Source organism: Novosphingobium sp. SG754 (genome assembly GCF_013149315.1).
GTDB lineage: Bacteria > Pseudomonadota > Alphaproteobacteria > Sphingomonadales > Sphingomonadaceae > Novosphingobium > Novosphingobium capsulatum.
The window spans coordinates 36,805-60,689 of sequence record NZ_JABGCC010000004.1 but is presented as its reverse complement, the minus strand read 5'-3'; the positions used below and the strand labels follow the sequence as shown (position 1 = coordinate 60,689).

The 23,885-nt window shown below is 66.5% G+C and carries 21 protein-coding genes; 7 read left to right on the top strand and 14 right to left on the bottom strand.

Translation table 11 applies throughout. The features are described 5' to 3' along the window. The first annotated feature begins 1 nt into the window (after window position 1). Window positions 2-1,444 (top strand): UdgX family uracil-DNA binding protein, encoded by a 1,443-nt coding sequence (locus FHW97_RS10930; protein ID WP_171798999.1) that lies wholly within the window; start codon window positions 2-4, stop codon window positions 1,442-1,444. A gap of 61 nt (window positions 1,445-1,505) precedes the next feature. Here FHW97_RS10930 and FHW97_RS10925 read toward each other — a convergent pair whose 3' ends face one another. Beyond that, window positions 1,506-4,232, bottom strand: coding sequence for a hypothetical protein (locus tag FHW97_RS10925; RefSeq protein ID WP_171798998.1), 2,727 nt, complete (start codon window positions 4,230-4,232; stop codon window positions 1,506-1,508). A gap of 72 nt (window positions 4,233-4,304) precedes the next feature. On the opposite strand from FHW97_RS10925, the gene FHW97_RS10920 reads away from it, so the two are divergent. The 5 genes from FHW97_RS10920 (at window position 4,305) to FHW97_RS10900 (ending at window position 8,905) form a co-directional block, all read left to right on the top strand. After that, window positions 4,305-4,658, top strand: coding sequence for an Hpt domain-containing protein (locus FHW97_RS10920; RefSeq protein ID WP_168351227.1), 354 nt, complete (start codon window positions 4,305-4,307; stop codon window positions 4,656-4,658). Between the two features lie 73 nt (window positions 4,659-4,731). Beyond that, window positions 4,732-5,976 (top strand): hypothetical protein, encoded by a 1,245-nt coding sequence (locus FHW97_RS10915; RefSeq protein WP_253941744.1) that lies wholly within the window; start codon window positions 4,732-4,734, stop codon window positions 5,974-5,976. Next, on the top strand, window positions 5,966-6,937 hold the full coding sequence (locus FHW97_RS10910; protein ID WP_171798997.1) for a hypothetical protein: 972 nt from the start codon (window positions 5,966-5,968) through the stop codon (window positions 6,935-6,937). Before FHW97_RS10915 ends, FHW97_RS10910 begins: the two co-directional genes overlap by 11 nt. A 2-nt stretch (window positions 6,938-6,939) precedes the next feature. Continuing rightward, window positions 6,940-8,340, top strand: coding sequence for a sensor histidine kinase KdpD (locus FHW97_RS10905; RefSeq protein ID WP_171798996.1), 1,401 nt, complete (start codon window positions 6,940-6,942; stop codon window positions 8,338-8,340). Window positions 8,341-8,458: 118 nt separating this feature from the next. Continuing rightward, window positions 8,459-8,905 (top strand): hypothetical protein, encoded by a 447-nt coding sequence (locus FHW97_RS10900; RefSeq protein WP_171798995.1) that lies wholly within the window; start codon window positions 8,459-8,461, stop codon window positions 8,903-8,905. Window positions 8,906-8,952: 47 nt separating this feature from the next. Here FHW97_RS10900 and FHW97_RS10895 read toward each other — a convergent pair whose 3' ends face one another. From FHW97_RS10895 to gltX, 3 genes are read right to left on the bottom strand one after another with little or no spacing between them, the layout of a single operon-like run. Next, the gene (locus FHW97_RS10895; RefSeq protein ID WP_054130987.1) at window positions 8,953-9,162 is read right to left on the bottom strand and encodes a hypothetical protein; all 210 of its coding nucleotides are present in this window, start codon (window positions 9,160-9,162) and stop codon (window positions 8,953-8,955) included. 15 nt (window positions 9,163-9,177) lie between these two features. Continuing rightward, window positions 9,178-10,464 (bottom strand): citrate synthase, encoded by a 1,287-nt coding sequence (locus tag FHW97_RS10890; RefSeq protein ID WP_022676546.1) that lies wholly within the window; start codon window positions 10,462-10,464, stop codon window positions 9,178-9,180. Between the two features lie 48 nt (window positions 10,465-10,512). Next, entirely contained in the window at window positions 10,513-11,985 is a 1,473-nt protein-coding gene (gene gltX / locus FHW97_RS10885; protein WP_171798994.1) for a glutamate--tRNA ligase, read from the bottom strand. Between the two features lie 28 nt (window positions 11,986-12,013). Between gltX and FHW97_RS10880 the strand changes: the two genes are divergently transcribed. Beyond that, the gene (locus tag FHW97_RS10880) at window positions 12,014-14,284 is read left to right on the top strand and encodes a ComEC/Rec2 family competence protein (protein ID WP_370526619.1); all 2,271 of its coding nucleotides are present in this window, start codon (window positions 12,014-12,016) and stop codon (window positions 14,282-14,284) included. A gap of 201 nt (window positions 14,285-14,485) precedes the next feature. On the opposite strand, the gene FHW97_RS10875 is transcribed toward FHW97_RS10880, so the two are convergent. The 10 genes from FHW97_RS10875 to trpE form a co-directional block, all read right to left on the bottom strand. After that, window positions 14,486-16,201 carry a hypothetical protein gene (locus FHW97_RS10875; RefSeq protein ID WP_171798992.1) on the bottom strand — a complete coding sequence of 572 codons (1,716 nt, stop codon included), beginning with the start codon at window positions 16,199-16,201 and terminating at the stop codon, window positions 14,486-14,488. 314 nt (window positions 16,202-16,515) lie between these two features. Continuing rightward, complete coding sequence (lexA, locus tag FHW97_RS10870; RefSeq protein WP_171798991.1) at window positions 16,516-17,205, bottom strand: transcriptional repressor LexA; 690 nt, start codon at window positions 17,203-17,205, stop codon at window positions 16,516-16,518. Between the two features lie 57 nt (window positions 17,206-17,262). Further along, window positions 17,263-18,498, bottom strand: coding sequence for a molybdopterin molybdotransferase MoeA (locus FHW97_RS10865; protein WP_171798990.1), 1,236 nt, complete (start codon window positions 18,496-18,498; stop codon window positions 17,263-17,265). After that, window positions 18,495-18,965, bottom strand: coding sequence for a cyclic pyranopterin monophosphate synthase MoaC (moaC, locus tag FHW97_RS10860; RefSeq protein WP_043608145.1), 471 nt, complete (start codon window positions 18,963-18,965; stop codon window positions 18,495-18,497). Before moaC ends, FHW97_RS10865 begins: the two co-directional genes overlap by 4 nt. Window positions 18,966-18,972: 7 nt before the next feature. After that, window positions 18,973-19,419: a reverse transcriptase-like protein gene (locus FHW97_RS10855; protein WP_253941742.1), complete on the bottom strand. Its 447-nt coding sequence runs from the start codon at window positions 19,417-19,419 to the stop codon at window positions 18,973-18,975. Window positions 19,420-19,426: 7 nt separating this feature from the next. Beyond that, window positions 19,427-20,215 carry an indole-3-glycerol phosphate synthase TrpC gene (gene trpC, locus FHW97_RS10850; protein ID WP_171798989.1) on the bottom strand — a complete coding sequence of 263 codons (789 nt, stop codon included), beginning with the start codon at window positions 20,213-20,215 and terminating at the stop codon, window positions 19,427-19,429. Window positions 20,216-20,227: 12 nt separating this feature from the next. Continuing rightward, entirely contained in the window at window positions 20,228-21,223 is a 996-nt protein-coding gene (gene trpD / locus FHW97_RS10845) for an anthranilate phosphoribosyltransferase (protein WP_171798988.1), read from the bottom strand. Next, window positions 21,220-21,804 carry an aminodeoxychorismate/anthranilate synthase component II gene (locus FHW97_RS10840; RefSeq protein WP_171798987.1) on the bottom strand — a complete coding sequence of 195 codons (585 nt, stop codon included), beginning with the start codon at window positions 21,802-21,804 and terminating at the stop codon, window positions 21,220-21,222. Before FHW97_RS10840 ends, trpD begins: the two co-directional genes overlap by 4 nt. Before the next feature lie 10 nt (window positions 21,805-21,814). Beyond that, window positions 21,815-22,342, bottom strand: a complete 528-nt coding sequence (locus FHW97_RS10835; protein WP_171798986.1) for a YcxB family protein — start codon at window positions 22,340-22,342, stop codon at window positions 21,815-21,817. Continuing rightward, window positions 22,339-23,883: an anthranilate synthase component I gene (trpE, locus tag FHW97_RS10830; protein ID WP_171798985.1), complete on the bottom strand. Its 1,545-nt coding sequence runs from the start codon at window positions 23,881-23,883 to the stop codon at window positions 22,339-22,341. Before trpE ends, FHW97_RS10835 begins: the two co-directional genes overlap by 4 nt. Window positions 23,884-23,885 lie beyond the last annotated feature (2 nt).

Genomic DNA, 23,885 nt, shown 5'->3' with positions numbered 1-23,885 from the left:
CTTGCGCGTCTGCCTGCCCGCGCCCGATGATATCGAGGCCTGGCGCACGGCGGCGCGCGGGCTGATCCTGGCCGGGATCACGCCGGATGCTGTGTCATGGGAGGAGCCGGGGCAGGGGCCGGGCGATCTGTTCGCGCAAAGTCCCGCGCCGATCCCGCCGCCAAGGCCCGATGCCCCGACAGTGCGCGCCAGCAAGGCGTTTCTCAACCTGGTGCGTATGGCCCTGCTGCACCGTGCGCCCGAACGCTTTGATCTGGCCTATCGCCTGCTCTGGCGCCTGCAGGGCCAGCCGCGCCTGGCCGAGGATGCGGCCGATCCGCTCGTGCGCCGGCTGGATCAATTGTCGCGTCCGGTGCGGCGCGACATCCACAAAATGCGCGCGTTCCTGCGCTTCCGCAGCGTGGCCGAGCCCGATGGCAGCGAGCGCTATGTCGCCTGGTTCGAGCCCGACCATCATATCCTGCGCGCCAATGCCGGCTTCTTCGTGCGGCGCTTTGCGGCGATGCGCTGGTCGATCCTGACGCCGGCCGGATCGCTGCACTGGACCGGCGATGTGCTGGAGGAAGGGCCACCGGCCACTCGCCTGGATGCACCCGGCGGTGATCCGCTGGAAGAATTGTGGCGCACCTATTACGCCAACATTTTCAATCCGGCGCGGCTCAAGGTGGGCGCCATGCTCAAGGAAATGCCGCGCAAGTATTGGAAGAACATGCCCGAAGCCGCGCTCATTCCCGAACTGATCGCCGGGGCCCAGGCGCGCGAGGCGGCCATGGTCGATCTGGGGCGGCAGGAGTTCGGACCTGCGCCGGATAGCCTGGCCGATCTGGCCACCGGCATTGCCGGCTGCCGCCATTGCGCGATCGGCTGCAACGGCACCCGCGCCGTGCCGGGCGAAGGCACGCGCCGCCGCGCGTTCATGATCGTGGGCGAGCAGCCGGGCGATACCGAAGAAATGGAGGGCCGCCCGTTCGTTGGCCCGGCTGGCGAGGTGCTGCGCAGCCAGTTGCAGGCTGCCGGGATCGATCCGGGGCAGGGCTGGCTGACCAACGCGGTCAAGCATTTCAAGCATCAGCCCACCGGCAAGCGTCGCCTGCACCAGACGCCCACGGCCGGTGAGATCGATACCTGTCGCTGGTGGCTGGACCGCGAGCGCGAGCTGGTGGCGCCGCGCCTGATCCTGGCGCTGGGCGCCAGCGCCGCGCGCGGGTTGATCGGCCGGACTGCCAGCGTGCAGCGCGAGCGCGGATTGCTTGCCCGGCAAGGCGACACAGACATCTGGCTGACCTGCCATCCCAGCTATTTGCTGCGTCTGGATGGCGCGGCGCGAGAGGCGGAGCAGGCGCGGTTCGTGGCGGATTTGTGCGGGTTTGCGCAGGCGTTGGCGGCAGCGTTCCACCACCCCCCGACCCCCTCCTCTGAAGAGGAGGGGGAGTTAACAAGCTGAAATCAAAGCCCCCTTCTCTTCAGAGGAGGGGGTTGGGGGTGGTGGGAAGCCTAAACCAACCTCACGCCCGAAGCCGCTCGATCCCCTGCGCCAGCGCCACATAGAGCTTGCCCATGTCGGACGAGAGCAGCGTGACGCCCAGGGCATTGCCATCGCGCGTCGAGAGCAACTGGCGCAGCATGCCTTCGAAATCGTGAATATAGCGGTTCACGTGGCCGCGGAATTCGGCATCGCCGGCATAGTGCTGCTGCACCGCCTTGGCATCGGCACTGTCGAGCAGGGTAACCGCCCGGCGCGTGAAGATGCCGCGATCGCCACGAAGGTACGAAGCCCAGGCCGTTTCCGAAACATCGGCTGACAGCGCCTGGGCAATGTCGATCGCGGCGGAATTGAGGGACTCGGTGATCAGTGCGGTGCGCCGCGCGAAGTCGTTGTCGACCTGTTCTTCGGCACGTTCGCGGGCGCGGGCAACGCGGTTTTCCAGGTTGGTGGCCAGTTCGTCCACCTTGGCCAACTGGTCGCGCATCTGCACGGCGCTGTCGCGGCTGGCGTCGGCGGCGTTGTCGATGGCCTGCTCCAACCGGGCGATCAGTTCGGCGCCGCGGCCTTGCAACACGCGGGCGAATGCGGCGTTGCCTTCCTCGCCCAGCCGCGCGGCAAGGGCCTCGATTTCGTCCTTCAGGGTTTCGCCCATGGTATCGCCAGCGGCACGGGCGGCGGCATTGAGGCGATCGATCGCGGTGGCCATGGTGCCGGTGATGTCGCCCGAAAGCGCTTCGGCCTCGCCACGCGCGGTTTCCAGCGTGGCGCGCACTTCATTGAGCTGCGCACGCTCGGCCGCGGCCTGCTGGGCAAAGGCTTCGTGCAGGCGGGCGACATGGGCCAGTGCCTCGGCAATGTCGGCGCTGGTGCCCCGCACGGTTTCGGCAAGGGCGGTGCCCTTGTTGCCCGCTTCGCCCAGTTCGGCATGCATCGCGGTCACGCGCTGGTCCAGTTCGGCAAGGCCGGCCTGGCTGGTGCGCAAGATCTCGGGCAGTTCGTTGCGGCTGTGCTGCCCGGCGGCCTGGATCAGTTCGAGCAGGCGCACGGCGGCATCGGTGGTGCGCGCGATGTGATCGTCTTGCGTGGTCAGTTCGATGCCGGTTTCCGCCAGGCGCGTGCGCAGCAGATCGAGCGCGCGGGCCACGGCCTGGGCCGTGGTATCGCCCATGCTGGCCGAGGCCGACAGCGTTTCGGCAAGTTCTGCCGCGCGGGCAGCGGCGGCATCGCATTGTGCGGCCAGGCGGCGCGCTTCATCGTGCTGGCGTGTGCGCTGGGTATCGAGCGCGCGATCGAGATCGGCCAGCTTGTGGGCCAGTGCCTCGGTCGCCTCGTTGGCAGCGGCGGCGAGCGCACTGCGCCGCTCGGCAATGGCGCGGTCGATTTCCACCATGCGGCGGGCCAGCGTCTCGCGCTGGTCATCGGCGCCAGCGGCCAGCGCGGCGCGGCGCTGGGCGACGGCGGCGTCGATCGCTTCGCCTTCCGCGTCGAGGGCAGCCACCAGCGCGCGGCTTTCCTCGGCAAAGCGGGCCAGGCGAGCCTGGGCCTGCGCCTGGGTGCTGTCTTGGGCGGCGGTCAAGTCGTCGAGCGCGGCGCGCAACGTGCGCATCTGCGCCTCGCTGCGGGCCTGCCAGCTGGCGAGCGCGGCGCTTTCCTGCTCGGCCACGGCTTCGCCCAGCGTGGCGCTGGCTTCCTTCAGCGTGGCCAGGCGCTGTTCCAGCGCCGCCAGGCTTTCGCGCTCGGCACTGGCCATGGTGCGGCGCTGCTCGCCCAGCGTATCGGCCAGCGCCTGGGCGCGGGCGCGGATCGCGGCAAGCGCGGCATGCTCTTCCTGGTCGAGCGCGGCGCGATGGCTGCTGACTTCCTCTTCCAGCGTGGCAAAGCGCGCCTCGGTCTGGCGGGCAAGGTCAACCCCGGCCGCGGTCAACGCGCCGAGTGCCGCCTGAACCTGATCGCGCACGCTGGCCACTTGGCGTTCGCTGGCGAGGCCAAATTCGTTCAGGCGCTGGAACCCGGCGACCATGTCTTCCAGCTGCACGTGCGCGGTGCGCCCGGCATTGGCGATGGAGTTGGTCACGTCCTTGGCGCTGTTGGCGATCACCGGCAGCTGGCTGCGCAGCTTTTCCATGTTGTCGAGCGCGTTGGCCGCAACATCGGCGATCGCGTTGACCTGCGCGCCGTTGTCCTGGATCAGCCCGCGCAGGCTGTCGGCATGGGTAGACAGGCGGTCAGCCGCCACGCGGCCCAGCGCATCGAGATCGCGCGCCTGGGCGGCGATGAAATCGCGGGCGAGGGCCAACTCGGTGTTGATCGAACCCAGCTGCTGGTGCAGCTGCGCCGATTCGCGCGACAGGCCGCTGGCAATGCTGGAAAACCGGCGCGCCTCGCGCCCGCTGCCGCGCTGGATCAGCAGCAGGGTGACCAGCACAACCAGCACCGGCGCCGCCCACTGGCCGGTGGCGGCTGCCCATGCGGCAGGGCTGCGCACGGCAACCAGTCCAGGAACGCTGGCCCAGGCAAAAAAGCCCGTCCAAACCGCGATCATGCCACCGGCCAGGCCCCATGGCCAAGGAGCCGGTGGCGCGGTGGCGGTATCGTCGAACGCGTCTTCGCTTTGATCGGCAAATTCTTGTAAAGATGGGGTAATTGGCAAGGCGGTTTCTGCCTGTTCACGATCCAGCGCCAGGCCATGCCCGCCGGTTTCCGGCTGGTTGGCTTCGATCGGAATGATCCGTGGTCCCCCATTCATGCGCGCATCTCTATCATGGAAAAGGGGGGCGGTTAAACCCGCCTTAAGCCCTGATGCCACACTATCAACAGCATGGCTTATCTTGGCGATCCGATCGATGCGCAGCTGGCGGCCGTGGCGGGCAGTGACCCGGCGCTGTTTGCCGAACTGCGCGGCGCTTTTCTCGACAGCGCGCGGCGGCAGGTCGATCTCATGCGGCGCTCACGCTGTGACGGCAACTGGTCGATGGCCGGCCTGCGGCTCAAAGGCCTGGCTGCCTCGTTCCACGCGCAAGGCTTGATGCGCCTGGTGGAACAGGCGCTGGCCGGTGCGCCGGGCGATCCGGCGGTCTTGCGCAAGATCGCGATGTGGCTGGATGATTTCAGCGCCGGCGCTCAGGATCCGGCGCCAGTCGATCCAGCGCCGATCGGCCCCGATCAGGCCTGATCCGAAACGCCCGACGGGCGCTTGGCACGGCGGGGTTGCCGCCCTACCATGCGCGCGATCAGGAGGCATACAGTTGCGGGTCGCGCTCATATCGTTGATGGAAAATGTGCCGGTCGATCTGGCGGGCGACGGCGCCGTCCAATCGGGTGGAAACCCCGGTTTCTTGCCGATCGCCGGGCACAGCATCGCGCGCCACCAGCTGGGCCTGGCGCTGGCGCTGGGCGCCACGCGAATCGTCGTCCATGCCGAAATGCTCTCGGCCGAGATCGTCGAGATCCAGCACGTCGCCGAACAGCGCGGCGCGCGCTTTCACATCATAACCGCGGCGCGTGCGCTGGTGCCGCTGGTTTCGGCCGAGGATGAGCTGATCGTCTTTGCCGAAGGGTTCCTGGCCATGCCCGAGGATGCCCGCCGCATTCTGGACGAGGCGCCGGGCGTGTTGGCCTTGCCAGTGGAAGCCGGCGTTGCAGCCGGGTTCGAACGTATCGACATCAACCATGCCTGGGCCGGGGCGATGCGCATGCCCGGCCGGGTGGTGGCCGGGCTGGGCGATCTGCCGCCCGAATGGAACCCGGTTGCCGCGCTGCTGCGCCTGGCGACGCAGGCGCGCCTGCCGTTGCGCGCGGTGCCGCAGGCCCTGCTGGCTGCGGGCCGCTGGCGCCTGGTGCGCAACGAGGCCGATGCTCATGCTGCGGAAAACGATTGGCTGGCCCAGCACACCGCGGCCAGCCACGTCCGCTCGCCGGGGGAATGGCTCGCGGTGCAGGCGGTGCGGCGGATCGGCCCTGCGCTCTTGCATGCCCGCACGCGGCCGTGGGTGGCCATGGCGGCGGCGCTACTGCTCGTGCTGCTCGCGCTGGGCGCGGGCTGGTGGGGCAGGGCGGGGCTGGCGTTTGCGCTGATTGGCCTGGGCTGGGTGGTGTTGCAGGCCGGGCGCTTGCTGGCGCGGGTGGAGCAGGCATCGCTGATGCAGGCATCGGGCCGCTTGCGCGGGGGTGCGCTGTTTGGCCCGCTGGTGGATGGTGCGCTGGTGGCGATCTGCGCCTGGCGTGCGAGTGGCGGGCCCACCGCCCAGACGGCGTGGTTTCCGCCGCTGGTCCTGGTCCTGATCCTCTGGCTGTATCCGGTAGTGCTGCGCGATTTCCGCTGGACGGCATGGTTGTGCGACCGCCTGCTGGTGGCGCTGACGCTGCTTGTGGTGGGGCTGTTCATGCCGCTGGAAACGGGCCTGCGGGTGATCGTCGTCGTGCTGCTTGCCACGGCCTTGGCACAGGCGCATGGTCTGTTTCCTAACCGCTTGCTAACCAATGGAACCTAGAACCACGGGCATGCAGCACCCCGCGCCCCTTTCGCACGAAGACGATGCCTGGCTCGCCGCTGGCCTGGCGCGCGCCGGTGCCGCGCTCGACAGCACGGCCCCTATTCTGCGCCATCTGGTCTTGCAGGAAGAGCGCGCGGTGTTCGGCGACACGGTGATCGCCCATGTGCGCGGCATGATCGATGATGTCGCCCGGCAACTGGCGGTGGCCCAGGCCCAGGCCGGTGGCGCGGGCGAAGGGATTGAGCCCGACATTGACGAGGTGGCCGGGTTTGCCAGCCTGCTCAGCGCCAATGGAGCCTTCCTGGCCGCCGTGCATGGCCAGGCATTGGAATGGCAGCTTGCCTGCCGGCTTGAGCAGGATCACGGCGTGGACATGGTGGTCGCGCCCCTGGTTGAAGCGGCGATTGCGGCGCAGGACGGGGATCGCTCGGCCGCAGCCATGGCGACCCTGGTGGCGCAGGCCCGGTTCTGCCAGGCACAGCGGCGCATGCAGCTTCCGCTGGATGAACTGCCGCAAGACCTGCTGCGTATTGCCCTGGTCACGCTGCACGCCCGCGCGCAAGACGATGCCGAGGCGCAAAGCCGTGCAATAATTGCCGAACGGTCGTTGCGCCTGCGTTTCGATGCCGAGCGCGGGCGCCTCGCGCTGCTCCGCCGCCTGGTCGATACGCTGCCCGATCTGGCGCTGGCGCTCGATCCGCTGCACGCCGGACCGGCGCTGTTCCTCACCGCGCTGGCTCGCGCCATGGGCGCCCCGCGCGAGGATGCCGCGCTGTTGACGGCGCCATCGCACCTGGCGCGGCTGGCGCTGGTCTTGCGGGCGGCTGGCCTGGATGGCGACGCCGTGCGTGGCCATGTCGCGGTGTTTCATCCCGAGGCGCTGGTACCGGCGGCCGTGGGCGCGCTGTCGCCGCAGGATGCGGCCGAGCGCCTGGCGCATGCCAGGCTGGGTGGCTGACTTTGGCCACGGCCGATCCGATCCACGCCCGCTGCGATGCTGCGGACACCCTGGTTGCGGCTGACGAGGCCCTGGCCCGGTTGCAGATCGCGGCCGGTGGTATGATGCCGGGCATGCTGGCGGTTCCGGCGCTGCTGGCGCTGGTCCGCCAGGTGCGGGATTCCGGTTTGGCGCAGGCGCGGCCGATCGTGGCGATGGATGGCGATTGCGCCATCGCGTTTCATGCCCAGGCCACGCCTGACGACGATGGCATTGCCCTGGTGCTGCGCGACTGGCGCCGCGCGGCCGCGCCTGATGATGGCTTGCCCGCGTTCGATGCGGCTGCGCTGTGGCATCATCTTGCGCAGGGGCATGTCCTGCTTGATGAGCAGCAGCGGGTAATCACCGCCGATCTGGCTGCCGCCGATCTTGCCGAACTGGCCGCAGACCTGGCCGGTTCCACCGGGCGCCACTGGGCCTTGTCTCCGGCGCTATCGCTTGGCCAAGGGCGGATCGAGACGGCGCGGCTGCACTGGCGGCTGCTCGATGACATGGTCGTCGATGTGGCCGGGTCTGCCCGGCGCTGGCGCGTGCGCCTGTTGCCGCGCGTGGGCAGCGGGTTCGATCTGCTGCTCTTGCCTGAAACGATCCTGGCGCTGCCGGCCGATCCCCTGCGTGGGGCAGAGCCTGCCATGGCCGGTGCCGATGCGCCGCTGCCGCCCTGGACCGGGTTCCTCGGGCGTGATCTTGCGCCCGCACTGCGCCAGCCGATCAGCCGGATCATCGCCAATGCTGAAACTATTCGCAGCCGCCTGGCGGGGCCACTGGCCGATGCCTATGGCAACTATGCCGCCGACATTGCCGAGGCGGGGCGCCATCTGCTCGGCCTGGTCGAAGACCTGGCGGATCTCGATGCGGTAGAGGCGCCGGGCTTTGCCCCCGCGCCCGATCACATCGACCTTGCTGATTGCGCCCGCCGCGCCGCCGGTATCCTGTCCGTCCGCGCGCGTGAGCGGGGCATCGCCCTGGCCTTGCCGGAGGAGGCGTGCCACGCCCCGGCGATCGGCGAGTTTCGCCGCGTGCTGCAGGTGCTGCTCAACCTCTTGAGCAATGCCATCCGCTACACCCCGGCCCATGCCACCGTCACTCTGGCCTGCGGTGTGGAAGGAGCCACGGCGTGGATCGCAGTGGAAGATCGCGGCGAAGGGCTGACTGCCGACCAGGCGGCGCGCGTGTTTGAAAAGTTCGAACGGCTGGGCCGCAGCGGCGATGGCGGATCGGGCCTGGGGCTTTACATTTCGCGCCGGTTGGCCCGTGCCATGGCCGGTGATCTTACCGTATCGAGCACACCGGGCGAGGGCGCCCGCTTTGTGCTGACTCTGCCGGCAGACCTGCCCAGCGCCGGTATCGTCAACGCGCGCTGATTCTTGGCCGCCAGGTTAACCGCACCTTTTCATGGCATTCCGCAAACGTTCAGACCGTCTCGCCCACAACGCTGGGCATCGGGGACCGGAAATCTGACGCTTGTTTCGGAGATTCGCGATGATCAGGAAAATGGCGATGGTCGGCCTGTTGGGCGCCTTGGTGGCGACCCCGGCGCTGGCCCAGGCAGTAGATCCCAACCAGCCGTTCAACGATGGTTCGGCAGCAGCATCAATGACGGCCCCTCCGGGCGTGGTCGTTCCCGGCCAGGATCCCGGGGTTAGCGCGGTCAATCGCAACGAGGCGCAGGCGCTGGCGATCGATACCAACACCGCCCGCGCCGAGCGGAACGCCGAACTGCAAAGCTACCACGCTGCCGTGCATGATTATCACCAGGCCGTGCAGGCCCGGCGCGACACCATCGCCATGATCCGCACCACCCAGTCGCGCCGCGACGCCGCTTATGCGCGGGCAATGGATGCGTGGCACGAGCAGGTCGCGGCCTGCCAGAATGGCAATCACCAGGCCTGCCAGGCGCCCACGCCAGACCCTGCCGCGTTCGAATAAATTGTGGGAATGGCGCGGCCAAGCCGGCCGGCCAGGGTCTTGTGCGATCAGCGCCGGCGACCGGCGCGCCACACGGCGGCAATGCCCAGCAGCGCCAGGACGAGGCCACGCCAGGCCCACGGTCGCTGATCGAGCATGAAGCTTTCGCGCGGCCAGTGCACCAGGCCCAGGCCTTGCGCGATCCACAGCAGGCCCATGAAAAAGGCGGCCAAGCCGATGATCCGCAGGATCGCCACCATGACCGCCTTTCTCTTCATCGTGTATCTTCCGGCTTAGCGCTGGTTGATCGGAACGTAGTCGCGCTGCGTCGGCCCGGTGTAGAGCTGGCGCGGGCGACCGATCTTCTGGCCGGGATCGCTGATCATTTCGTTCCACTGCGCCACCCAGCCCACGGTGCGGGCGAGGGCAAACAGCACGGTGAACATCGTGGTCGGGAAACCGATCGCCGAAAGGATGATGCCCGAATAGAAGTCCACGTTCGGGAACAGCTTCTTTTCCACGAAGTAGGGATCGTTGAGCGCGATTTCTTCCAGGCGCAGCGCGGTTTCGAACAGCGGATCGTTGACCTTGAGCGCGTCGAACACTTCGCGCACGGTCTTCTGCATCACCGTGGCGCGCGGATCGTAGTTCTTGTAGACGCGGTGGCCAAAGCCCATCAGGCGGAACGGATCGTTCTTGTCCTTGGCGCGCTCGATATAGTGTGGGATCTTGTCGGGCGTGCCGATCTCGCGCAGCATGTTGAGGGCTGCTTCGTTGGCGCCGCCGTGTGCCGGGCCCCACAGGCAGGCGATGCCGGCCGCGATGCAGGCAAACGGGTTGGCACCCGACGAACCGGCCAGGCGCACGGTCGAGGTCGACGCGTTCTGCTCATGGTCGGCGTGCAGAATGAAGATGCGATCCATCGCGCGTTCGACTTCGGGGATCACTTCATATTCTTCGGCCGGAACGCCAAAGGTCATGCGCAGGAAGTTGCCGGTGTACGACAGATCGTTGCGCGGATAGAGGAACGGCTGACCAACCGAATACTTGTAGGCCATCGCCGCGATCGTGGGGATCTTGGCGATCAGGCGGTGCGAGCTGATCGTGCGGTTCTGCGGATCGGCGATGTCGGTCGAATCATGATAGAACGCCGAGAGCGCGCCCACCACGCCGCACATCACCGCCATCGGGTGCGCGTCACGGCGGAAACCGCTGTAGAACTTGGTCAGCTGCTCGTGCACCATGGTGTGGCGCGTGATCGTGCGGGAGAAGTTGGCCAGCTCGTCCTGGTTCGGCAGTTCGCCGTTCAGCAGCAGGTAGCTCACTTCCATGAAGCTGGAATGCTCGGCCAGCTGGCCGATCGGATAGCCGCGGTGCAGCAGGACGCCTTCGTCACCATCGATATAGGTGATCGCGCTGTCGCAGCTGGCGGTGGAGGTAAAGCCCGGATCGTAGGTGAACTTGCCCGACTGGCCGTAAAGCTTACGGATGTCGAGGACGTCCGGCCCGATGGTGCCGCTCTTGACCGGAAGGTCGATGGTCTTGCCATCGATGGTCAAAGTAGCCTGATTGTCGCTCACGCTAGGCTCTCCTGTACAAAGAAACAGTATGTTCTGTGGGCCACCCTGTCAGGCGGCATGGTCACGCAAACGAGCCAGGCTCTCTTCCTTTCCGAGGAGAACCAGGACATCGAAAATTCCAGGTGAGGTCGCTTGTCCCGTCAGGCTTGCGCGCAGGGGCTGGGCGATCTTGCCCAATCCTACTCCCAGCTCCTCGGCCATTTGCTTGAGATTGGCCTCGAGCGTGGCCGCTGTCCAGTCGTTTGCGCCCTCAAGGCGGGTGATCACTTTGGCAAGGATTGCCCGCGCATCGGCGGTCAGCAACCCTTGCGCCTTTTCATCGAGCGCCAGCGGACGCTGGGCAAACAGGAACACCGCGCCCTTGGCCAGCTCGTTGAGATCGGCCGCGCGCACCTTGAGCACTGGTATCGCCTCGGCCAGCTTGGCACGGTCGTGGGCCGGCACCAGCGCGTCGAGCCGCGGCGCGACAAGATCGACCAGGCGCGCGTCGTCGGCTTCGCGCAGGTAGTGCCCGTTCAAGTTGAGCAGCTTCTTGAGGTCGAAGCGCGAGGCGCCCTTGTTGACATTGGCGATGTCGAACCATTTCACCGCCTGGTCGCGGCTGATGATTTCCTCGTCGCCATGGCCCCAGCCCAGGCGGAGCAGATAGTTGAACACCGCTTCGGGCAGCAGGCCCATCTCGTCGCGATAGGCGTCCACGCCCAGGGCACCGTGGCGCTTGGACAGCTTGGCCCCATCCGCACCGTGGATCAGCGGGATATGGCCATAGACCGGATCGGGCCAGCCACCTTCGATCGCGTTCATCGCGCGGATGATCACCAGCTGGCGGAACGCGTTGTTGATATGGTCATCGCCACGGATCACGTGGGTCACGCCCATGTCGTGATCGTCGACCACCACCGCGAGCATATAGGTGGGCGTGCCATCGCCACGCAGGATCACGTAGTCGTCGATTTCCACGTTCTGCACGGTGATCGTGCCCTGGACGACGTCTTCGATCACCGTCTCGCCTTCGCGCGGCGCCTTGACGCGGATGACATAGGGCTTGTCGGCCGGCCAGGTGGCGGGATCGGCATCGCGCCATTCGCTTTCCAGGCGGAACGGGCGGCGTTCTTCCTGCGCCTTGGCGCGACGGGCGGCGAGTTCTTCCTGCGTCAGATAGCAGCGGTAAGCGTGCCCGGCGTCGAGCAGCTGGTGCGCCACCTGGGCATGGCGATCAGACCGCGCGAACTGGAACACCGGCTCGGCATCGCCGCCCAGGCCCAGCCAGTTGAGGCCGTCAAAGATCGCCTCGATCGCGGCGTCGGTGGAACGCGCGCGGTCGGTATCCTCGATCCGCAGCAGATAGGTGCCGCCATGATGACGGGCGAAAAGCCAGTTGAACAGGGCCGTGCGCGCGCCGCCGATATGCAGGAAACCGGTGGGCGATGGAGCAAAGCGGGTGACAACGCGTGCCGCCGGGGTGGGGCTGGCGCTGGCCGTACCCGATCCTGCAGAAACGGTGTCAGTCTGGCTTGCCATCGAGGGCGCATTCCTTCCAATTCGGCGCATGGCCGGCCTTGTTGCAACACCGCCTGATCCGCAAACGGCGCTTGGCCGGGATAACGGTGCCGGCCCGCAGATAACCGGTCTTGATATGGGACCGAACGGGCTCGGGCGCCATTGGGCCAAAGCGGCGCGTTTGTCCAGCATGCTCGCGCATGCGAATGCGTGGATCGAGCAGCGCGGCACAGAACGCGGCCCCTGGCTAAGTGTGGCGTTTGCCGCGGGAATCTGCGCCTGGGTGGTGCTTCCAGGCCCCTGGCAGTGGCTGGCCCTTATGGTCGGAATCGGCGGAATTTTGCTGCTTGTGCTGCCTCGCGATCGAGACGGCCGATTCGCCCATTTGCGGTTGGCCGTGCTTTCGCTGGGGCTGATGGTGATGGCCGGCTGCGCCACGATCTGGATCAAGTCTGCCTTTTTGGGCACCCCGCCGATTCCCCGGCCCATGCTGGTGGTGCTCGATGGCACGGTGGTCGATCGCCAGGTCCAGGCGGCGCAGGGCCGTTTGCGGCTGATCCTGCAGACGCGGGTAACCTTGCTGTCGGGAGAAACGCGGGACGGTCAGGTGCGGATCAACGTGCCCTTGGCGCCGGCCGGGCAAAACGATTCGGCGCTGGCAGACGGGGCGCGGGTGCGCCTGCGTGCGCGGCTGATGCCGCCGGCGCCGCCGATGGTGCCGGGCAGCTTTGATTTTGCCCGCAGCGCGTGGTTTTCCGGCCTTATGGCCACCGGCAGCAGCGTGGGGGCGATCACCGTGCTGGCGCCGGCGCCACCGGGCACGCGGCTCGATGCCGTGCGCCAGCGCCTGGCGGACCACATCCGCACGCAACTGGGTGGATCACCGGGCGCGATCGCCGCCGCCTTTGCCAGCGGCGATCGCGGCAGCATCGCCACGGCAGATGAAGATGCGATGCGCGACGCGGGGTTGACGCACCTCCTGTCGATCAGCGGCCTGCACGTCAGCGCCGTGGTCGGCGCGGTATACCTCATCACCGCACGCCTGCTCGCGCTGGTGCCGTTCCTCGCGCTGCGCCTGCGCGTGCCGCTGGCGGCGGCCGCGATGGGCGCGCTGGCGGGCATTGGCTATACCCTGCTGACCGGGGCAGAAGTGCCCACGATCCGCTCGTGCCTGGGCGCGTTGCTGGTCCTGCTCGCCCTGGCGCTGGGTCGCGATCCGCTGTCGTTGCGGATGCTGGCGATGGCCGCGTTCATCGTCATGCTGTTCTGGCCCGAGGCTGTGGTCGGCCCCAGTTTCCAGATGAGCTTTGGCTCGGTCATCGCCATCATCGCGTTCGATTCGTCCGCGCCGGTGCGGCGCTTTCTCGGCCATGCGCACGAAGGCTGGGCGATGCGGCTGGTGCGGCATCTCGCGCTGGTGCTGGCCACGGGCCTGGTGATCGAACTGGCGCTGATGCCCATGGCGCTGTTCCATTTCCACCGCGCCGGCATCTATGGCGCGGCGGCCAATGTGGTGGCCATTCCGCTCACCACCTTCGTCACCATGCCGCTGATCGCGCTGGCGCTGCTGCTCGATCTGGCCGGATGGGGCGCGCCGGCGTGGTGGGCGGTGGGCAAGTCGCTCGATGCGCTGCTGGGCCTGGCCCACCTCACCGCCAGCCAGCCTGGCGCGGTGACGCTGCTGCCGGGGATGCCGGGCTGGGTCTTTGGCCTGATGGTCGGCGGCCTGCTGTGGCTGGCGCTGTGGACCGGGCGGGTGCGCCTGTGGGGCCTGGTGCCAGTTGGCCTAGGCGCGGTTTTGACCGTGCTGCAGCCCACCCCCGATGTGCTGGTGACCGGTGACGGGCACCACGTCGCCCTGGCAGGGGAAGGGCCCAATCTGCTGATGCTACGCGCCACGCGCAGCGATTACACCCCCTCGATGCTGCTCGAAAACGCCGGGCTGGAGGGAGAGGCCCGCCCGCTCGACACCTGGCCCGGCGCGCAGTGCAACGCGGACTTCTGCCGCGCCGTGCTCACGCGCCAGGGCCGGCGCTACACCGTGCTGATGAGCCGCGGCCGCGACCAGGTGGACTGGCAGGCCCTCACCACCGCCTGCGCCGCCGCCGATATCGTGATCGCCGATCGCACCTTGCCCGCAAGCTGTCACCCCCGCTGGCTCAAAGCCGACCGCCGCCTGCTGCGCCAGACCGGCGGCCTGGCGATCTATCTGGCACAAGGCAAGCTGGTGACCGTGGCGGAGACGGAAGGCCAGCATGGCTGGTTTCCGGGGCCAGAGCTTTGGGTGGGGAAGGTGGCGCGCGGGGGGAAAGAGATGTGATGGGCGAGGGGCAGCTTTGATTCTGGGGCGACCTGCTTAGTATTCTAAATCCTCGACTTTCGACCAGAGCTGGTCGTTGCGATCGGCCACGGCGAATGTCCACTGCTGGAAGAGCCTGTCATAGGAACGCAGAAGCTCCAATAAGCGCTGCGCGCGTTCCACAGGGTCATTAAAACTAAAGACGGCAGGCAGCGCGTTCCGTCACGGCTCGGCTTCACATTGGGACTCGATCGATTGCAGTTCCGCTGCGATCCGCATGCACAGGTCCGAAAAATGGTCCTTGAAGCTACCGAAGTTAGCTATGGCGTCCTTTGCCGCTTGCGCCGCTTCGGTGCCTCTTGCGTGGCCTTGCAACTTCGACCGCAGCCACTGCGCCTCCCGCAGCCCCGACAGCTTAATCTGCTCATCCCGGTAACGACCGACGTTCAGCAGCTTTTCTAACAACGCCAGCGTGCGGTCCCCGTCGGTATATTCGGCCGATAACCGGTCAAGGCGCTGGCGCAGGGGCTTCGTCTCGAAGCCTTCGACGACAAGCTTCGTGAGGTCCATGATGGCTTCGGCCCACTCATCCTTGCTCGCCGTTAGCGGAATGTTGGCCCGATCCATCAAGTCGGGATCACGCAGTTTCCACCATTCAACTTTGCGGTCTCCCCATCGCCGAACAATGGACATAACTTCCTCGCGCGGGTGCCGGAACGTAACAAAGTCACCTTGGAAGTCATTGACGATGGCGCGCTCCGAGATGCTTGCCTGTGGCTCGACGTTGTAGGCCAGCCAGTGCAACTGCTCCGTGTACGGCAGGGCACGCAGATCGCAGATATAGGCGTGGACCTGACCCGCCTCATTCACGTCGTAGCCGCGCAGGCGCCATGCCGCCCGGCAGCTCACTTCACGATCTTTGATTGTGTATTTTTCGCGGTCGGTTTTGTATTTTGACAGCACCTCGGCTCGAAAGAAGGCTGCGGATAGCTCGAACGGTAGATCGTTGCCTTCAGCCTGAAAATAATTGGTAGTGGCTGCGGGGTCCGTGGAAATTTTGGCGAGTCGCTGATTGCGCCAATCATGCGCAACGAACTCAACGTACTGTTTGGACTTGTTCCAGCTCCAGCCATCCGTCACCCCCTGAAGCACCTGGTTAGCTCCACGGCGCGGGCGCATGATCTGGATGCCGCGCGTGTAGGCGCAGCGTCCACAGTGGCGCTGTCGATAGAAGAAATCGGCGGAATCGACATGAACCACTTCATTAATGTCGTCTGCCCATCCATTGAATTCGCTATGCTTCAGCAAAGTGAAGTCGAACATTCGCACCAGTGAGCAACGTGCGATGGTGAGGTATTCCTCTAGCTCTACCCAGCTAAACGAGACGAGCCGTACCTCTTCGCCATTGCGATTTAACGTAACGGATGCACAGTGCCGAAGGTCACCGTGTTCATCGAAGCGACAATAGGCACTTTCCTCTGGTCGCCAGTGGATACCCGCCAGATGTGTGTATTCTTGATTCACTTCGATGTAGTCGCGCCCGTCACCGCTCCATCCCTCAAACGTGCGCGCGAAAACGAGATCGCGCCCCTCATCAAGCGCCTTTGAGCCCCTATGATGGTTATCCCGCTCGATCCACATCCCACTCCGGCCACCGCCGGACACATAGCCGGCGATGCTGACATACGGATTGCAACTCCATCGCAGCAGGTCATCCGGCGCTGCGACCTCTAGCGCTTTGTTCGGCACCACGATCGAATGAATGAACGTGTAGGGACCAGACCCGTAAATGACTATTTCGTCAGCGTTCGCATTTTGCTTGAGGAAATCCAGGTGCTGACCAGCACCGAGCCATTGCAAGTATTGTGCGTCATCCGACGGTAACTCGTCGATCTTCCGGATCTTCTCGACGATTTTTTTGTGTGGAAAGCTGGGCATTCGGGAACACTACCATACCCAGCATGTGAGGAGAATTGCACTTTGTACAGGAAGCAAGCAATTAAAAGCATCTTTGACGACGCGCTAGTCCCCATCTGCCAGGTCATTCGCGTTTTGGGTGTCTACTCAAGTGAGCCGTGACCGGATGCCTAATTTGGGGAAGCGAGGGAAGCGCCTTCCGAGGGTACTACGAGAACGACGAACGCTCGATGTTCCGCTTTCCAAAGAAATTGTCATTCGCCATCACGATTGAGAACGGCAAGTGTATTCCACTTAAAAACATTCCAGATTAGCGATTCAGCGCAATAGCACCCTCAATGATACCGCCGCAGCAGCCCTGCCAGCTTGCCTTGCACTTCCACTTCGTCGGGCGCGTAGAACTGGGGGTTGTAGGCGGCGTTGGCCGGGTCGAGGCGGATACGGCCTTTTTCGTGGTGGAGGTATTTGAGAGTCGCTTCCTCGCCGCGCACCAGGGCAACGACGATTTCGCCGTCGCGCGCGGTGTTGGTGCGGCGCACGAGGGCGTAGTCGCCGTCGAGGATGCCGGCGTCGACCATCGAATCGCCCGACACTTCCAGCGCGTAGTGCTCGCCAGAACCGAGCAGGGCGGCGGGCACGGGCAGCATGGCCGAGCCCTCCATCGCCTCGATCGGGGCGCCCGCGGCGATGCGGCCGTGGAGCGGGATTTCGATCACGTCGTTCGCGGCCACTGGCGCCGGGCGCGGGGTGGTGGACGCGGGGGCAGTGGGGCGTGGTGCGGGAGTGCGCGCGGCGGCCTTGGTCGCCAGGCTTTCCGGTTCGCGGATCACTTCGAGGGCGCGGGCGCGGTTGGGCAGGCGGCGGATGAAGCCGCGTTCTTCCAGCGCGGAGATCAGGCGGTGCACGCCAGACTTGGACTTGAGATCGAGCGCTTCCTTCATTTCTTCAAACGAAGGCGAAATGCCGGAATCATCAAGGCGCGTCTGGATGAACGAGAGCAGTTCGTGCTGCTTGCGCGTGAGCATCCGCAAGTCTCCTATGGCGAACGAATGCGGAACGAATAAGCAACCAAACCGAACCCGTCAAGCAAATCCGCCAAATTCGAGCAGATAGATCGGCACCTTGCTCCCTTCCGGTTGCATCGCCGCGCCGGCCTCGCGCTGCACCAGGCAATTGGCGCGGGCAATCGGGGCGATCGCGCCGGAATCCTGCAACGGATCGAGTGTGACGGAAACGCCATCCCAATGGCCGCGCAGGAATTCGGTGCGCCCGCCACCGGCCGGCATGGGCTGGGCCAGTGGCATGTGCAGCGGGCTGGGCAGTGGCTGGGCGGCACCCAGCGCGGCGCGCAGCAGGGGCAGCATGAACAGGTGCGCGGTGACATAGGCCGAGGCCGGGTTGCCCGGCAGGCCCAGGATCACCTGCGGCGCGGCGCGGTCTTTGGCGCTGCGTTGCCCCACCAGCAGCGGCTTGCCCGGCTTGATCGCCACGCGCCAGAAATCGATGCGCGCGCCCACCGCCTCCAGCGCGGGGCGAACCAGATCGTGATCACCGACCGAGGCGCCGCCACTGGTGACGATGATGTCAGCTTCGCGCACGCTATCGAGCGCGGCGGCCAGGGCATCGAGCCGATCGGGCACCGGGCCGATGCGCTGCACGTCCACCGGCAGGGCGGCGGCCATGGCGGCGAGCATCGGGCCATTGCTGGCCGGAATCTGGTGGCTTTGCAGGGCGTGGCCGGCGGCGGCCAGTTCATCGCCGCTGTCGATCACCGCCAGGCGCAGGCGGCGGCAGACCGGCACGTGGCCATGCCCGGCGGCGATAGCCAGCGCGATCTGCGCCGCGCCCAGCCGCGTGCCGGTGGGCAGCAGGGGGTCTTGCGCGGCAAAATCCATGCCCGCAGGCCGGATATGGCGCGAAGGCGGCAGCGGCGGCGTGCCGGTGAGGGCGAGCGCGGCGCCATCGCGCGCGCAGTCTTCCTGCAGCAGCACGCAATCGGCGCCAGCGGGCATCGCCGCGCCAGTGCTGATCCGCACGGCGTGGCCGGGCGGTACCGTGCCGGCAAAGGGATGGCCGGCAGCGCTTTCGCCCACCACGGTCCAGGGGCCGGGCAGATCGGCACTGCGCAGGGCATAGCCGTCCATCGCCGAAAGCGCGGTGGCCGGCTGTGTGCGCGCGGCGACGAGCGGCGCGGCGAGATAGTGGCCCAGCGCCTCTGCCGTGGCGCGATGGTCGATCGGCAGGCGGGGGGCGAGGGCGATGAGCCGTGCTTGCGCCTGTTCGAGTGGCAGGGGCGGCTGGCGCGGCGGAGCATTCATGGCGCGGACCAATCGCCCGATTTGCCGCCGCGTTTGGCCACCAGGCGTACGGCCTCGATCACCATGCCCTTGTCCACGGCCTTGGCCATGTCGTAGATTGTCAACAATGCCACGCAAGCGGCTGTCATCGCTTCCATTTCCACGCCGGTCTTGGCCGTGAGAGAGGCGGTCGCGGTGCATTCCACCCCGCCATCGACAAAGCCAAATTCCACCGCCACGGCATCGAGCGAGAGCGGGTGGCACAGCGGGATCAACTCGCCGGTTTTCTTAGCGGCCATGATCCCGGCGATCCGCGCGGTGGCCAGCACATCGCCCTTGGGCACGGTGCCATCGCGGATCGCGGCCAGTGCCGTTGCCGACATGCGGATCATGCCCCGCGCCACGGCCACGCGCTGGGTGGCGGGCTTGGCGCCGACATCGACCATGCGCGCATGGCCCTGGGCATCGAGGTGGGTAAGCTCTGTCATCCCACGCTCATGCCATGCGGGGGAAAAGGCGCAAGCCCTGTTGATCGGCCAGCGGCTGTGGCGGGGCGAGGCCGGCGCGGCGATATTCAAGGGCAATGCCGGCAAGGTTCTGCGCGCGGCCGACATGGCGGACCCGGACGCGCGAAAATGAAACGAGGTCGTTCCGATAGGCGGCAAGGCAATCGGCCGTGGCGGGATGGGCGGCGGTGCGGCCGGCGATCTGGTCGATCACGAAGGCGGAATCGCCGCAGAACACGACGTCAGTTTCGCCAAGCTGCCGGGCGAGGTCCATCGCGCCGAGCAGGGCCAGCCATTCGGCGCGATTGCTGTCACCCACACCGCAATCGGGGACAATCCAAGTGCGGCCGCCGGTGACGACGGCGATTTCCATGCGGCCGGGGTTGGGCCGGCAGCCGCCATCGAACCACAGCTTGCGCGGTGCGGGCGGCGGCAAGCTGGGGTCAGCCCTGCAGCAGCGCCTGGGTGGCGGCGGCCACGTCGGCCTCGCGCATCAGGCTTTCACCCACCAGGAACGTGCGCGCGCCGCAGGCGGACAGGCGAACGAGATCGGCGTGGGTGTTGATGCCGCTTTCGGCCACTAGCAGCGTGCCGGCGGGCGCCAGCGGGGCCAAGCGCTCGGTATTGGCGATGTCGGTGACAAAGCGCTTGAGATCGCGGTTGTTCACCCCGATCAGGCGGGAATGCAGGCGCGCGGCGCGCTCCATCTCGGCCTCGTCATGCACTTCGACCAGCACGTCCATGCCGTGCTCGCGCGCGGCGGCTTCGATCTCGGCCATCTGGGCATCATCGAGCGCGGCGACGATGATCAGGATGGCATCGGCGCCAATCGCGCGGGCTTCGGCCACCTGCCAGGGATCGACCATGAAATCCTTGCGCAGAACGGGCAGCTCACAGGCGGCGCGGGCGGCGACGAGGTAGTCTTCATGGCCCTGAAAATAGGGCGCGTCGGTCAGGATCGAAAGGCACGCGGCGCCGCCGGCTTCATAGGCGCGAGCATGGTCAGCCGGCTGAAAATCGGCGCGGATCAGGCCCTTGGAGGGGCTGGCTTTCTTGATTTCGGCAATCAGGGCAAAACCGCTGGCAGCGCAGGCACGCAGGGCCGCCTCAAACCCGCGTGGCGCGGTTTGCGTGGCGGCGCGGGCGGCCAGGTCAGCGAGCGACGTAGTGGCCTTGCGCTGGGCCACTTCGGCGCGCTTGGTGTTGCAGATTTCGGTAAGCTTGTCGGTCATGTGCACAGAGCCTTACTTGAGCGCGTCGATCCAGCAACGCAGCAGGCCAAGGGCCAGGCCCTTGTCGATGGTTTCGGCAGCTTCTTCAATGCCTTCGTGCCAATCGGTGACATCCCCGGCGACTATCAGCGCGGCCGCGGCGTTGAACAGCACGGCATCGCGATAGGGGCCGGGCTGGCCATCGAGCAGCGCCTGGAGTGCCGCGGCGTTGTAGGCAGCGTCGCCGCCGCGAATGGCGTCGACCGGCGCGGTGGCCAGGCCAGCGTCGCCCGGCGCGATGCGGTGCATGAGGATCGCGCCTCCATGCACGTCGGCCACTTCGTTGCCGCCGGCCAGGCTCAATTCGTCGAGGCCTTCATCCCCCGAAACCACGAACGAGCGCGCGGTGCCCAGCCGCGCCAGGGCATCGGCATAGATCGGCACATAGGCGGGGCGGGCGATGCCGACGAGCTGGCGCTGCACCCCGGCGGGATTGGCCAGCGGGCCCATCAGGTTGAAGATCGTGCGGCGGCCAATGGCACGGCGGATCGGCATGATCCGGCCCATGGCAGGGTGGTGCTTGCCGGCGAACAGGAAGCAGATGCCAAGGTCTGCCAGCGTTTCCTCGGCTGTTTCGACTGCGCGATCGAGGTTGAGACCCAGCGCCTCCAGCGTATCGGCAGCGCCCGCCTTGGAACTGGCGGCGCGGTTGCCGTGCTTGGCCACTGGCACGCCGCAGGCGGCAACAACCAGGCTTACCGCGGTGGACACGTTCAAGGTGTGGTGCCCGTCGCCACCGGTGCCGCAGACATCGATGGCGTTTTCGGGCGCGGCGATGCTGATCATGCGCGCGCGCATGGCCTGGGCCGCGCCAGCAATTTCGCTGGCGCTTTCGCCGCGATCGGACAGCGCAACGAGGAAGGCGATGGTCGCCTCGTCTGCTACCTGGCCATCGAGGATCGCGGAAAAGGCGGCTTCGGCTTCATCCTGATCGAGCGGGATTTCCCCGACCGGGGGCAGCACGGTCATGCCGGCATCCGCGCCGCGATCCCGCACAGTGCCAGGAAATTGGCGATCATGGCGTGGCCATGCTCGGTCGCGATACTTTCCGGGTGGAACTGCACGCCGTGGATCGGCAGGCTGGCGTGGCGAAAGCCCATGGTGTGGCCATCATCCGATCGCGCGTTGACGACCAGGCATTCGGGCACGTCTTCCACCACCAGCGAGTGATAGCGCGTGGCGGTGAACGGCGAGGGCAGGCCGGAGAACACGCCGGTGCCATCGTGGGTGACGGGCGAGGTCTTGCCGTGCATCAGCCCACCGCGCACGACCTTGCCGCCGAAATACTGGCCGATGGATTGGTGCCCCAGGCACACGCCGAGCAGCGGCATGCCCGCTTGCGCTGCCGCGCCGACGAGATCGAGGCTGACGCCCGCTTCGTTGGGGGTGCAGGGGCCGGGCGAGAGCAGGAAGCCCTTGGCGCCCGAAGCCAGTGCTTCGGCAGCGGTCAGCGCGTCGTTGCGTACCACGTTCACCTCGGCGCCCAGTTCCATCAGATAGTGGACGAGGTTCCAGGTGAAGCTGTCGTAATTGTCGATGACGAGGATCATGGCCAATCTTCTATATTCCCCGCTTGATACCAGCATCGGAGAGGCATTGTTTAAGCGCTGACAGGTTTGCTTCCCCGATTTGATCCTTGGGCAAGCAGAAAAAAGTCAGAGTGGTTTTTGATAAAAGAAAAAGGCGATCGTTCTCTAGCCAGCCGTTCAAATGCGACCAAGGAAGATTGGAACTTTCGAACGGACCGATTGCCTTTATCCCTTCGTTGTCGAAGCTGAACTGGTAGGGCGCGCGGGCAGATGGCTGTTGCGCGTACAGTTTTTTCGTCAAGCGCGGAACATGCCACAGCAAAAAGATGCGGATGCCTGCATAGGCGCAAAGGGCGACAACGAAGGCGGTGATCGCGTCAGCCGCGAGCTTGATCCACGAATGGGGAAATTCGATGACGACGAATAGCGCTGTGTAGGCAACTGTGATCAGCAGAACGAAGCGCAAGATGCCCGCCAAGGTCCATCGGCTGCGCGACCTCAACCGATTGGCTTCCAGATAGTCCTGGTAGCTCATCGTGATCGTCACTTCGTGAGTCATTGCCCGAACGCCGGCTCTGCCGCGACGCGGATGGCCTCGCGCGCGGCGGCAAACAGGGCGCCAGACTTGTGTTCGCATTCGCGCTGTTCGGCGGCCGGGTCGCTGTCGGCCACGATGCCGGCGCCGGCCTGGACGTGCATCACGCCATCCTTGAGCACGGCGGTACGCAGCACGATGCAGCTATCGACCGAGCCATCGGGGGCGAAATAGCCCACGCCGCCAGCATAGGCGCCGCGCGTTTCGGGTTCGAGTTCGGCAATGATCTCGCACGCGCGCACCTTGGGCGCGCCGCTCACGGTGCCGGCGGGGAAGCCGGCGAGCAGGGCATCGACCGAATCCGCCCGCTTGGCATCAAGCTGGCCGACCACGTTGGAGACGATGTGCATCACGTGGCTATAGCGTTCGATCGTATAGCTTTCGGTGACCTTGACGGTGCCGGCGGCGGCCACGCGGCCGACGTCGTTGCGGCCCAGATCGAGCAGCATGAGGTGTTCGGCGCGTTCCTTGGGATCGGCCAGCAGGCTTTCCTCGTTGGCGCGGTCTTCGGCCGGGGTGGCGCCGCGCGGGCGGGTGCCGGCGATCGGGCGGATGGTCACTTCGCCATCGCGGATGCGCACCAGGATTTCCGGGCTCGATCCGATCAGGGCAAAGCCGGGCAGATCGAGGAAATAGAGGAACGGCGAGGGATTGATCCGCCGCAGCGCGCGATAGAGCGCCATCGGCGGCAAGGGGAACGGCGCGGTGAAGCGCTGTGCCAGCACCACCTGGAAGATATCGCCGGCGGTGATGTAATCGCGCGCGCGAGCAACCATCTGGCCATAGCGTTCGGGCGCCATCTGCGGCTCGCGCACCAGATCGATGGTTTCGGGCAGGCGCGGATCTGCGGGCAGGGGGCCATGCAGGCGCGCCAGCGTGGCATCGATGCAATCGGCCGCACGCTCGACCAAGGCCTGCGGTGTGCCGCCCTCGGCCCAGACCGGGGCGACGGCGGTGAGTTCGTCGGTCAGGCGATCGAACACCAGGAGCACGGTGGGACGCACGAACAGCATGTCGGGCAGTTCCAGCGCGCTTTGCGGGGCGCGTGGCAGCTTTTCCACCAGGCCGATGGTTTCATAGCCGAAATAGCCGACCAGGCAGGCCAGCGTGGGCGGCAGGCCTTCCGGCACGTCGATCCGGCAGCGTTCGACCAGCGCGCGCAATTCCGCCAGGCTGTTGCCCGGCAGCGCGGCGAAGGCGGCGCGGTCGGTCTGCCAGGCGGCGTTGATCTGCGCGGTTTCACCCGTGGCGCGGAACACCAGATCGGGATCGAGCCCGACCAGGCTGTAGCGGCCACGCACTTCGCCACCCTGGACCGATTCCAGCAGGAAATCGCCGCGTTCCGGCTCGAACAGCTTGCGCGCGGCGCTGACCGGGGTTTCGCTGTCGGCAATCAGCTTGCGCCAGACCAGCGCGGGCTTTCCTGCCGCCAGCGCGGCAAGGGCCGCCGCGCTGTTTTCGGGCTGGGCGCCGGTTGGCGCAGGACGCGACAGGATCGTGGTCATGG